The sequence below is a fragment of the Formosa sp. Hel1_31_208 genome, from assembly GCF_900104785.1.
Classification (GTDB): domain Bacteria; phylum Bacteroidota; class Bacteroidia; order Flavobacteriales; family Flavobacteriaceae; genus Psychroserpens.
The window spans coordinates 3005551-3017797 of record NZ_LT629733.1; the positions used below are offsets into that span (position 1 = coordinate 3005551).

General features: G+C 36.3%; 10 protein-coding genes. 4 read left to right on the plus strand and 6 right to left on the minus strand.

Going from position 1 to position 12247, the window contains the following annotated elements; translation table 11 throughout:
- Positions 1-2: 2 nt before the first annotated feature.
- From BLT57_RS13595 to BLT57_RS13605, 3 genes are all read left to right on the plus strand, one after another.
- The gene (locus BLT57_RS13595; protein WP_010177336.1) at positions 3-224 is read left to right on the plus strand and encodes a DUF2795 domain-containing protein; all 222 of its coding nucleotides are present in this window, start codon (positions 3-5) and stop codon (positions 222-224) included.
- 179 nt (positions 225-403) lie between these two features.
- Positions 404-3760 (plus strand): preprotein translocase subunit SecA, encoded by a 3357-nt coding sequence (secA, locus tag BLT57_RS13600; protein ID WP_091426461.1) that lies wholly within the window; start codon positions 404-406, stop codon positions 3758-3760.
- Between the two features lie 197 nt (positions 3761-3957).
- A complete protein-coding gene (locus tag BLT57_RS13605; protein WP_091426463.1) occupies positions 3958-5463 on the plus strand; it encodes an NAD(P)/FAD-dependent oxidoreductase in 1506 nt (501 codons plus the stop codon).
- 6 nt (positions 5464-5469) lie between these two features.
- On the opposite strand, the gene BLT57_RS13610 is transcribed toward BLT57_RS13605, so the two are convergent.
- The 6 genes from BLT57_RS13610 to BLT57_RS13635 all read right to left on the minus strand — a co-directional run bounded on the left by BLT57_RS13610 (position 5470) and on the right by BLT57_RS13635 (position 11478).
- Positions 5470-6321 carry a prenyltransferase gene (locus BLT57_RS13610; RefSeq protein WP_091426464.1) on the minus strand — a complete coding sequence of 284 codons (852 nt, stop codon included), beginning with the start codon at positions 6319-6321 and terminating at the stop codon, positions 5470-5472.
- A 157-nt stretch (positions 6322-6478) separates the two neighbouring features.
- Positions 6479-7159, minus strand: coding sequence for a peptidoglycan DD-metalloendopeptidase family protein (locus BLT57_RS13615; protein WP_091426466.1), 681 nt, complete (start codon positions 7157-7159; stop codon positions 6479-6481).
- 9 nt (positions 7160-7168) lie between these two features.
- Positions 7169-8674: a serine hydrolase domain-containing protein gene (locus BLT57_RS13620; RefSeq protein WP_091426467.1), complete on the minus strand. Its 1506-nt coding sequence runs from the start codon at positions 8672-8674 to the stop codon at positions 7169-7171.
- A gap of 47 nt (positions 8675-8721) precedes the next feature.
- A complete protein-coding gene (locus tag BLT57_RS13625; RefSeq protein ID WP_157717197.1) occupies positions 8722-10287 on the minus strand; it encodes a hypothetical protein in 1566 nt (521 codons plus the stop codon).
- Positions 10288-10355: 68 nt separating this feature from the next.
- Positions 10356-10937: a hypothetical protein gene (locus BLT57_RS13630; RefSeq protein WP_091426471.1), complete on the minus strand. Its 582-nt coding sequence runs from the start codon at positions 10935-10937 to the stop codon at positions 10356-10358.
- A complete protein-coding gene (locus BLT57_RS13635; protein ID WP_091426473.1) occupies positions 10921-11478 on the minus strand; it encodes an RNA polymerase sigma factor in 558 nt (185 codons plus the stop codon). The genes BLT57_RS13630 and BLT57_RS13635 overlap by 17 nt, the downstream gene beginning before the upstream one ends.
- A 202-nt stretch (positions 11479-11680) precedes the next feature.
- Here BLT57_RS13635 and BLT57_RS13640 point away from each other — a divergent pair, with 202 nt between their 5' ends.
- The gene (locus tag BLT57_RS13640) at positions 11681-12247 is read left to right on the plus strand and encodes a DUF2911 domain-containing protein (protein ID WP_091426474.1); all 567 of its coding nucleotides are present in this window, start codon (positions 11681-11683) and stop codon (positions 12245-12247) included.

A 12247-nucleotide genomic window follows, 5' to 3' on the forward strand; every position in this document is an offset into this window, starting at 1 on the left:
ACATGTATTGGACATTAGAATTAGCATCTTATTTAAGTGATGCGCCTTGGCCAGCAACTAAAGACGAATTAATCGACTACGCTATTAGAACAGGGGCTCCTTTGGAAGTTGTTGAAAATCTACAAGCGATAGAAGACGAAGGTGACTCTTATGATTCCATTGAGGAAATCTGGTCTGACTATCCGACTGACGAAGACTACCTCTGGAATGAGGACGAGTATTAAAGGTAATTTTATCAAGAATTACTTTTTTGAATATAAGAAAAGTTAAAAAGTCTCGTTTAGAGACTTTTTTTGTGCTTAAATCTTCGTAAAAAATAACACAAATCTTATCTTTGAGATTCCAGAATTTTAAAGAGAACAACGTTGCTCGCAACGTTATAAAACAATATAACACACATAACATGAGTTTTTTAAATTCAGTATTAAAAGTATTTGTAGGTGATAAGGCTAAACAAGATGTTAAAGAGCTCACTCCTATTGTAGCAAGGGTGAATGCCTTTGAGAGTGCTCTTGAGCAATTATCACATGATGAGCTTAGAGCTAAAACAGGAGAGTTCAAGACCAAAATCGCAGACGCACGTCGGCCGCTACAAGATGAAATTGATCAGTTATTAAAAGAGGCTGAAGAGACTGAGGATATTGATAAAAGAGAGGATATCTATGAGTCTATTGATAAAATTAAAGACGACATCTATCAGGTGACTGAAGTGGTTCTTAACGATATCATGCCTGAAGCTTTTGCTGTTGTAAAAGAAACAGCGAAACGTTTTGTACATAACACTGAAATCGCTGTTCAGGCCAATGAGTTTGATCGCACAGTTTCTGGTAATAAAGAGTATGTGACACTGGAAGGCGATAATGCCATATGGTCTAATTCATGGGATGCTGCCGGAAAGGCCATCACTTGGGATATGATTCATTATGATGTTCAGTTGATTGGTGGTGCTGCAATGCATCAAGGTAAAATCGCAGAGATGCAAACTGGTGAGGGTAAAACCTTAGTAGCAACACTTCCTGTGTATTTAAATGCATTATCTGGAAAAGGCGTACACTTAGTTACTGTAAACGATTACTTAGCAAAACGTGATAGCGCATGGATGGCACCTATTTTTGAGTTTCATGGATTAAGTGTTGATTGTATTGATTACCACCAACCAAATTCGGAAGCAAGACGCAAAGCGTATAAAGCTGATATTACTTATGGAACCAATAACGAATTTGGTTTTGATTACTTAAGAGATAATATGGCGCATTCGCCAGATGACTTGGTGCAACGTCCACATCATTATGCAATTGTAGATGAGGTGGATTCTGTATTAGTCGATGATGCTCGTACCCCATTAATTATTTCTGGTCCTATTCCTCAAGGTGATCGTCACGAATTTATAGAACTCAAACCTAAGGTTGATGATATTGTTAGCATCCAAAGAAAAGAGCTTGTTAGCGTTTTGGCCGAAGCTAAAAAACTAATTGCCGAAGGTGATACCAAAGAAGGTGGTTTCTTATTACTAAGAGCTTACAGAGGTATTCCTAAAAATAAAGCCTTAATCAAATTCTTGAGTGAAGAAGGGGTTAAGCAATTGCTTCAGAAAACTGAAAATTTCTATATGCAAGATAATAATAGAGAGATGCCTAAAGTAGATGCAGAACTTTATTATGTAATCGAAGAAAAAAACAATCAAGTAGAGTTAACAGATAAAGGTGTTGAATTCTTATCTGGTAAGGACAATCCTGATTTCTTTGTGATGCCAGAAATTGGTCTAGAAATTGCCAAAATTGAAGCTAAAGGACTTTCTAAAGAGGAAGAAGCTGAAGAAAAAGAAGAACTTTTCAGAGACTTCGGTATCAAATCTGAACGTATTCATACGCTCAACCAATTATTAAAAGCATATGCATTATTCGAAAAGGATATTCAGTATGTTGTCATGGAAAACAAAGTCATGATTGTTGATGAGCAAACGGGTCGTATTATGGATGGTCGTCGTTATAGTGACGGTTTGCACCAAGCGATTGAAGCCAAAGAAAATGTAAAGATTGAAGATGCCACACAAACCTTTGCCACGGTTACATTACAGAATTATTTTAGAATGTATCGCAAATTATCGGGTATGACTGGTACTGCGGTTACTGAAGCTGGAGAGTTTTGGGAAATCTATAAATTAGATGTGGTTGAAATTCCAACCAACAGACCAATTGTTCGTGATGACAGACAAGATTTAGTTTACAAAACGAAACGCGAAAAATATAATGCGGTTATTGATGAAGTCACTAAACTTTCTCAAGCTGGTCGACCAATTTTAATTGGTACCACCAGTGTTGAAATTTCCGAGCTTTTAGGTAAAATGTTAAGCATCCGTAAAATACCACACAATGTATTGAATGCTAAGATGCATAAAAAGGAAGCCGATATTGTTGCTGAAGCTGGTCAACCAGGACAAGTAACCATTGCCACTAACATGGCAGGTCGTGGTACTGATATTAAGTTATCAGAGGAAGTAAAAGAAGCAGGAGGTCTTGCCATTGTGGGTACAGAACGTCATGATTCTCGACGTGTAGACAGACAGTTACGTGGTCGTGCCGGTCGTCAAGGAGATCCAGGAAGCTCACAGTTTTATGTGTCTTTAGAGGATAATTTAATGCGTCTATTTGGTAGTGAACGTATTGCCAAAATGATGGATAAAATGGGATTACAAGAAGGTGAAGTGATTCAGCATTCTATGATTTCAAAATCCATTGAACGCGCCCAGAAAAAAGTAGAGGAAAACCAGTTTGGTGTGCGTAAGCGATTACTAGAATATGACGATGTGATGAATGCACAACGTGAAGTAGTGTACAAACGTCGTCGTCATGCCTTACATGGTGAGCGTCTTCAAGTGGATATCGCAAACATGATTTATGATACCTCTGAAGGCATTACTGAATCTAATAAGGAGGCTAACGATTTCAAGAACTTCGAGTTTGAATTGATTCGTTACTTTTCTATGAGTTCGCCAATTTCCGCAGCAGAATTTGAAAAAGGCGATGTACAAACCATTGCAGGGAAAGTGTATAAAGCTGCTTTTACACACTACAGAGAGAAAATGCAACGCAACGCTGATTTAGCATTTCCAGTCATTGCGAGTGTTTATGAGAATCAACGTGATAAATTTAAGCGTATTGTTGTCCCATTTACCGATGGTGTCAAGAACTTACAAGTAGTCACCGATTTAGAAAAGGCTTATGAAACTAAAGGCACACAGTTAATTAACGATTTTGAAAAGAACATCACCTTAGCTATTGTGGATGATGCTTGGAAGACACATTTACGTAAAATGGATGAGTTAAAGCAATCGGTACAATTGGCGGTTCATGAGCAAAAAGATCCTTTATTAATCTATAAATTTGAAGCTTTTGAGTTATTCAAAGAGATGATTGATCAGGTGAATAAAGATGTAATCTCCTTCTTATTTAAAGGCGAATTACCAACTGAAACACAAAATACCATTCAAGAAGCGAAGACACGTAAGCGTGAAAAACTTCAAACACAAAAAGACGAAATCCCTAATATGGATGAGCGTGCAGCACAAAGTAGAGCCGTTGGTGCAGGAGCCTCACGACAACAGCAACAAGTTGTTGAAACCATTGTAAGAGAACAACCAAAAATTGGACGTAACGATAAAGTAACCATTAAACATGTCATGAGTGGCGAAAATAAAACGGTGAAGTACAAGCAGGCCATTCCTTTGATTGATAAAGGAGAGTGGGTATTGGTTGAATAATCGATTCGATAAGCGATGTTGGGTACTACTCACTTCGTCTTATAGCCAAATTATAAATTATTTGCCAGTCTGTACGAGATACAGAAGCCAAAAACCCCGAACAATTTGTTCGGGGTTTTTAGTTCTTAAAGGTACCTTTTTCATAATTCCTTCTTAAATAATTCCACACCACTTAAGGCTTCATTATTTTTGCTAAAGTGAAAAAGAAAGTCATTATTATTGGTTCAGGAATTGGTGGCTTAGGGTCGGCAGCCTTGTTAGCGAAATCAGGTTACGAGGTGACAGTTATTGAAAAAAACAATACGCTCGGTGGACGTGCCAATATTTTTGAAGCCGAAGGGTACACCTTTGATATGGGACCGTCTTGGTATCTCATGCCTGATGTATTTGAGCATTATTTCAAATTACTCGATGAAGACATTTCAGAGCACCTCGATTTGGTAAAGCTCTCTCCGTCTTACCGTGTGTTTTTTTCAAATGATAAAGAATTACCTGTCGTTGACATCCATTCTGATTTAGACAAAGACTTGTCCCTTTTTGAGCAGCTAGAGCCTGGTGTTACCCCTAAAATTAAAGCCTATTTAAAGCGTTCTGGTGAACAATACGAAATGGCCAAAGAGACCTTTATGTATCGCAATCTTGGCTTTTCATTAGACTTTTTGAAATGGAAGGTGATAAAAAAAGGTATAGAACTCAATCCATTCCAAACCATGCAATCGTATTTGAACAAATGGTTTGAAAGTGAACGTCTTAAAAAGATATTAGAATATACCCTTGTGTTTTTGGGCTCAGATCCAGCAAAAACACCTGCCATGTACAACATCATGAACGCCATAGATTTCAACATGGGTGTTTATTATCCGAAAGGAGGTATTTACGAGATTGTACAAGCTTTAGTGAATATCAATACAAAACATGGGACACATTTTATTACGAATGCACCCGTATCTAAAATAATCGTTGAACACAAAAAAGCAACAGGTGTTCAACTCGAAGACGGAAGCCTTCTAGAAGCTGATCTGGTGATCTCTAATGCCGATTTGTGGTTTACTGAAACCAAGTTACTTGAGACGCATCAACAAACCTATCCCGAACGCTATTGGGAAAAGGCTGTTTTGAGTCCGAGTGCCTTTATCATGTACTTAGGTTTAGATAGAGAATTAGAGATTTTAAGTCATCACAACTTGCGTTTTGGTGGTGATTGGAAGCAAAATTTCAAAGAGTTGTTTGATACACCTCAACTTCCGGAAGATCCTAGCTATTACATCTGTAAGCCCACAGAAACGGATCCAGATTTATCACCAAAAGGCACCGACAATTTATTTGTCTTAGTCCCTATTCCTCCCGGCTTGACACTTTCCGAAGTTGATATGAAAAACTACCGACAAAAGATTTTAAATCTCATGAAAGTAGATTTAAATCTGCCAGCTATCGAAGATTATATTGTCTATGAACGATCGTATTGGAGTGACGATTTCCGTAGGGATTATAATGCTTACAAAGGAACCGCTTTAGGCTTAGCACACACCTTAAAGCAAACATTGAAACGTCCTTTAAATTACAGTAAAAAGGTTAAGAATTTGTATTATGTTGGTGCTGGGACGAGTCCCGGAATTGGGATGCCTATCTGTTTAATTTCGGCGGAATTAGTCTACAAACGTATTCAAAACATCAAAACACCTCAACCTTTAGAATCCTTATAGTTGAGGCTACATCACTTCCTTAAAAAACAAAAAGAAAAATAGCACGGCACCAGTTACCACATTGATTAACGGAAAATAGGTATAGTACTTAAACAACTTACTCATATTGTTAATACTGAGTAACACCATAAGGCCGTATACAAGTCCAAAACCTATTGCAATAGGACCTAAGAAGACGTAGCCAATAGACGCAGATATTAAATAACACACCAAACAAAACCATAAGGCTTTCTTTTCACCAAGTAATGTAGCGAGCGTATTCACACCAGCCTTTTTATCGGCATCGATATCTGGAACTGCCGAATAGGTTTGCATACCAAAGGCCCATACCAATCCACCAAGAACAGCCAACCATTCTATATGGGTATTTCCAGTTACAAAAAAGCCAACTACTGCTGGCGACACATATATAATCGCTGAAAACAAGACATCTAAAGGCGGTTTACTTTTAGCGCGAATGGGCGTTGCAGAATAGAAAATTCCTGTAAATAAAAATACAACTAAAGCAATTTTGGTCGGAATATTTACCACAAAAAACAAGAGTAAAAACGGCATAACTAATGCCCCAGTAATCAACCATAATCTGTTATGCTTTTCAGGTTGCAATACGGTTTCGTACGCAACCTTCTTTTCATTATGGATATCAGTTTGGTAGTCGTAAATATCATTGATACCATAGATAAGCACATTAGCTGGAAGCGAAAAGAACACTCCGAAAGCGACCAATAAAAAGGTGGTAAAATTGTCGTGTTCAAACGGATTTCCAGAAGCTATCATCCCTACAAGGAAAGTTCCAAGCACATACATCCAAAACCTAGGTCTGGATAAAAAAAAGACGTCTTTGAGTGACAGTTTCATAACGCTACAAAAATACGCTGATACGGTGAGTAATCATTTAAGGTTTTGTTAAAGGTTTTAGTTTTCCTAAATAAGATACACTAATGCACATTGCTATGACTTATTCTGATATGATTTATTGACTATCTCCTGATTCATAGCAAGAAAAAACAGATGACTATAGTTTCAAAATTAAGTTAGGATCCAAGCAATTTTCCTTATAAAACTCCAAATCCATTTTACTGCAAACACCAGGATAATCCCCTTTATAATCTTGCATGTCTTTAATAATCTGAAAATGTAAATGTGGTGCATAATCCCCATTAACACTTGCATCTCCTAATGTCGCAATTTGTTGTCCTTTATTGAAGACATGCCCTACTTTTAAATTTTCAATGGAAGCTGAACTCAAATGCCCATAAAGGGTATAAAACTCTAGGTTATCGATATGATGCTTTAAGATGATGGTCGGGCCGTAGTCTCCAAAAGTGGTATTGTTTTTAAAGCTGTGAACTGTGCCATCTAAGGGCGTATAGATAGGGGTTTCCGCAGCAATCCATAGATCTAATCCTAAATGGATATTGCGTTCGGTTTCGGGATTAGCAGCCTTAAAATAAGTGCTACGCTGATAGATATTTCGGGTTTCGATATACCCGCCATAAGCCACTTTGGCTTGGTGAGCTGTGATATGTGCATGGATATAGGACTCTAACTTATTTGATGAGGACACATCTACAGAAGCTAGGTCTTTGTTAGATTTTGATAAATCTAAGGGAACGTAGTCATTTATAGAGATATTTGAATCTAACACAAAACATCTTGATAAAGCCTTAAGTGATTTTTCTACAGTATTTTTCATGGAATGCTCCTAATTCTTGAATACCGCTTCTAGTGCTTCCGATTTGTCTTTTGCATAGGTCAATGTGCTGTCCATAGCAAAACATTTTCTGAAATTTTCTAGTGCACGTAATGTATCTCCAGTTGCTAACAGTGCGTCACCATAACTATCATAAGGATTCGCAGAACTCGGAAACTGCTCTGTATTAAATTTAAATATTTGAAGCGCATCATCTAAACGATTGTCCCTAATTAATCCATAGCCCAAACTATTTAATTCTACTTCAGAAAAATCATAATTTTCAGGACTATTAGCCTTTAACATCTTATAAGAGCGTAATGCAGCATCTACATTTTCAGCATAAATTTTTTCGGCCAATTCATTTTTAATATGAAGTTTAGGAAGATTATAAGCCTCTCCTTGTCTGATACTTGTTATGCCATTATGTATGTCTCTCATATATTCTGTAGAATTATTAGTTAATAAAATAAATCCACTTTTAGCATCGACTTCATTATGTAAAAAAGTCCCAAATCCAACCCATCCACCGGAATGATTCACGACTTTCGGTTCTCCTGGATTATACTCTAAAAACCAACCAAAGCCATAGCCTGTATATTCGCCATCGTTAGTTTTACCAGAAGCCCAAGCTTCGTCTAAATAGTCCTTAGAAATAATGGTATAATTGGCCAGTGCCATATTCCAGTTGTACAAATCTTCTAGTGTTGAATAGATGCCTCCATCCCCTCTTACATCATTAACTATATCATAATCATTAGGAATAAATTCGTTTTGATTGAGGGCTGTTTGATATCCAAAAACACGATTAGGCATTTCTGGGTCTGCATCCATTTGATATTTATACAATGTTGTATGTGTCATGCCTACTGGATCAAAAATTTGCTCTTTCAGAAATTGTCTAAAATGTTGCCCAGAGATCTTTTCAACAATGGTTGCTAGCACCAGATACCCTGTATTGCTGTATTCCCATTTTTCGCCTGGCTGAAAATCCAACTCCGGATCAACGCGATAAAAGGTATTTAAGATTTCGTCGTTACCCAAAATATAGGTTTTTGTTGGATCTTCTTTCACAAAGTTTTCGGCAATCAATCGTTCATAATCGGTTACACCAGACGTGTGGTGTAATAAATGACGAACGGTAATATTATCATAAGGGAAGTCTGATAAAATCGAATTGACCTTCTGATCATAATCTAACTGTCCTTTTTCTTTCAATTTCATAATCGCCATTCCTGTAAATTGTTTACTTACCGATGCTAATCTAAATTGTGAATTAAGGTTTAATGAATCTATAGGGTCGATGGATCTTAATCCGTATGCACTTTTAAAAACCACCTCACCATTGTCGTAGACTAAAATATTTCCTGTATGAATACCTAGAGTTTTCATTTCATTGACAAACTGAGCATACTCACCTTTTTTATCTGCTGTTAACACATCATTGGTGTCATTTTTACATGAAAAAAAGCATGCCAAAAAGAGACATACTAGCGTTAGATGTTTTAATAAAGTCATATGTGTTTATTATCGTATTTCTATAACATAAAAATAAGTCTTTTTAATTAGTCTTTAAGAAGCACATCACTATACTTTGCATTTAGGACTATAGTCTTTCCAGAATTTTTGTCATTAGGATAATTCTCAATTGTTTTTTGGGTGGTCAATTTATTATTCAATCGCGAGCGATTACCCTTAAAATAAATGCTATAGTCTGTCTTAGGTAATGAAATCACTGCCTCACTATTCTCTAAAATGATATTTAAATTATTAAAGGTATCTGCTATATTCGAAATTGTTAAGTCTCCAAAACTGCCATCAATAATGGCACTATTCACCAAATTACCTAATACAATATCTGATGAATTACTATTCAAGACCAAGCGTTCTACAGTTTGAATTTGTGCATCATTAACATACTTTAAATTAAGCTCACCAAGACTCCATGTTGTAATATCTACTGGAGAATAAGACACATTGATGGAAGTGTCTCTTCCATCAATGTGATTTGCTACTAATACAGAATGCGATATATTTGCTTTGAGATTATTAATGACAGAAGCTATTTTTAATTCTCCGTGTCTAACGTTCAAATTCAGTTTTGCTTTTTTAGGCATTCTAATCTTTATGGTTTTTTTTACCTTATCACCGCTTCCAAACTCTAATCGTTTTGCAGTCTTATCACGACGCTTGTCATTAGCATCTTGCTGCTCATGAAGACGTTTTTCAATAATCTCTGCATGTTTCTCATGCTCTTTTTCATATTGCGCCATTCGCTTTTCGATTTCCGCACCACGTTTTTCCATTTCTTTTCCAAATTTCTCACCCCAAACTTCCATGTCTTTAGCCCATTTTTCGTCAAAGCGCTTGCCAAATTCTTCTCCCCAAGCTTCCATCTTTTTCCCGTAGTCTTTGCCAAACTTTTCACCGAATTTTTCACCCCAAGCTTCCATGCGTTTTTCGTAAGATGAAAAATCTACTTTTGCCATTTCTCTTCCCCAGGCTTTCATTTTTTCTTTATACGCTTTACCATATTCCTTCTCATAATCCTTACTCCATTGCTCCAAATAAGCTTCACCATCTTTTTTATAAGCCTCTGTATCAAAACTCACGTTACTAATTCCTTTTGGAAGCTCTGGTAACTGTGGCAATACTGGCATTTCGGGCACTTCAAGACGCGCCATTTCTGGCATCTCGGGTAGATTTGGCATTTCTGGCATTTCAGGCATTTCGGCAAGATTGAGTTCTCCAAGAACTTCTAGAGCCTTCAAGGCCTCTAAGGATTCTAAGCCAATATGTATGTCCCCAATATTGTCCCAAGAATTATGCAAACCACCTTCCGAAGAAATTTTTACATAATCACCTGAGCCTTCTACTTCAATATTCCATCGATTTAAAGCCTCTTGGAGCTCTTCCTTAGATAACTTTTCACCATCAATATAGGCTTCAATTTCTAAGGTGCTTTTGTTCCAAGTATCTATTTCTATTTGCACATAACTGGTATTTAAATCAATGGTAACATCTTTTTTTACGTCGATCGACTTTGACATCTTGGTCAACTGTTGTTGTGCTGAAACACTAATAGTGAAACAGAAAAACAAGAGTACTAATGTGATATATTTTGTTTTCATTTTTTTATGTTTTATGCTGAAATATCCCATGATTAATTTTGAGTCGTGAGGATTTCAGACCATTTGGTTTATGTTGTTTGCGCTTCTTCAGAAGTGCTTAACTCTTTTAGTTGTTCTTTTAAGCGATACAATAAATTGAGACGTAATTTCAGATTATCAATTAAGGCACTAACCGTCAACTCGTTTGGACCATTTTCGGTAAGCTCTACTGATAGGCGCTTATACTCCTCATTTAACTCAGCAAGTCTCACTACATAGCCGTCAAATAACTCTTTATTATCGGGTGTTAATTTCACTTTAGACAATTCCAAATTGATATTTGCCAAGTAATAATCTTCAAGCTTTTTAAAATCAGGAGAAATATCGCCTAGTGATCTTAACTCTTGTTCATTTGAAGGGTCTTGGTTATTTACAATTTCGGTTCGAATGGATTCTGCTTCATTAAAAAACTGATATGCTCCAAAGCTCAATCCTATTAACACAAGGATGCTTGCCGCTATATAAAATATGCTGAAACGTTTTGTGATTGATGTGTCTTTTGGTAAAGCTTCATCTAATTTTGTGATGAAACGTGCCTCATGACCTTCGCCCATTTTTAATTGCGAATCCTTCGGTTCATTTTTAAATAAGTCTCTAAGATCTTGTGCCATTTTTAATAGGTATTAACAGTTCTTTTAATTTCGCTTTTCCTCTGGAGAGTTGGGTCCTTGATGCGACTTCTGAAATATTTAAAATTTCAGAAATCTCCTGATGATCATAGCCTTCCATGAGATATAACATCACAACATGGCGATATTTATCAGGAAGTTTTTCAATCGCATCTTTGACTTCGTCTACAGTTATTGTATCCTCTACTAACCATTCGTTTTCATAACTCGTATCAACTACTTTCAGATGCACCTCATCTAAGTCTTGCAAATGCTGTTTCTTAGATTTTAGATAGTCAATCGCTCTATTAATAACGATACGTTTTAACCAAGCTCCAAAAGTAACCTCAGCGCTATACTGATTGAGTTTTGTAAATGCTTTAATAAAGGCCTCTTGTACGATATCTTCAGCTTCCATAGAATCCTTTACAAATCGCATTGCTACAACATACATTCCATCACAATACTGATTGTATAATCGTAATTGTGCAGTCCTGTCGTTCTGCTTACATTGCTCAATAATGTCAACTTGAAGTGTCTTCAAATCTCTTTTGGTTTGGTTACATACCTCATAAATAAATTACTTCTATTTGGTATTGGTTCACTCTAAAGACGAAACAAAAAAGTGATTGTTGCAAAAATGAGTTCTTTTTTTATTTTAAAAATAAAATTTTGATTCTCAGCGTTATTAGTTTAGCATTTCAATTATCTTTGATATCGAAAAATTACAATCCTTCTATATTGCTATGAATACGTTTTTTAAACGCTTACTTGTTACACTATCTATCCTTGCTATAGGACTTTTTATCTATTCATATTTTGTTGAAAATATTTTTTCTTCACGGCTCAGTCCTAAAGATACAGTAGAATTTAAAGTCAACGATCTTAAACTAGAAGTATTCTACAACCGACCGTCAAAAAAAGGACGTGATGTTTTTGGCGCTTTAGTTCCTTATAATAAGGTTTGGCGTACAGGTGCAAATGAAGCTACCACCTTTGAAACTAATAAAAATTTAATGATCAAAGGCATTTATGTGCCCAAAGCAAAGTATACGCTTTGGACCGTTCCAAATGACTCGACTTGGAAGGTGATACTCAATACCAAACAGTATGCTTGGGGAGTTGATGAAGAAATGCAGCCCATGTGGGATCCTAATTATGATTTACTTGAAATTGAGGTTCCAGTAGAACATTTAGATGACGTAGTTGAACAATTTACCATTGCATTTGATAATTCAACAGACCGACTAAAACTCACGATGGCTTGGGATAAAACAAAAATAGCAGTACCTTTAGATGTCGTAAAGGACTAA

Bases quoted from the DNA above. Each gene is read 5' to 3' on its own strand.
- BLT57_RS13615 (WP_091426466.1), bottom strand. From the start codon at position 7,159: ATGAAAAATACTGTAGAAAAATCACTTAAGGCTTTATCAAGATGTTTT.
- BLT57_RS13625 (WP_157717197.1), bottom strand. From the start codon at position 10,287: ATGAAAACAAAATATATCACATTAGTACTCTTGTTTTTCTGTTTCACT.
- secA (WP_091426461.1), top strand. From the start codon at position 404: ATGAGTTTTTTAAATTCAGTATTAAAAGTATTTGTAGGTGATAAGGCT.
- BLT57_RS13640 (WP_091426474.1), top strand. From the start codon at position 11,681: ATGAATACGTTTTTTAAACGCTTACTTGTTACACTATCTATCCTTGCT.
- BLT57_RS13630 (WP_091426471.1), bottom strand. From the start codon at position 10,937: ATGGCACAAGATCTTAGAGACTTATTTAAAAATGAACCGAAGGATTCG.
- BLT57_RS13595 (WP_010177336.1), top strand. From the start codon at position 3: ATGTATTGGACATTAGAATTAGCATCTTATTTAAGTGATGCGCCTTGG.
- BLT57_RS13620 (WP_091426467.1), bottom strand. From the start codon at position 8,674: ATGACTTTATTAAAACATCTAACGCTAGTATGTCTCTTTTTGGCATGC.
- BLT57_RS13610 (WP_091426464.1), bottom strand. From the start codon at position 6,321: ATGAAACTGTCACTCAAAGACGTCTTTTTTTTATCCAGACCTAGGTTT.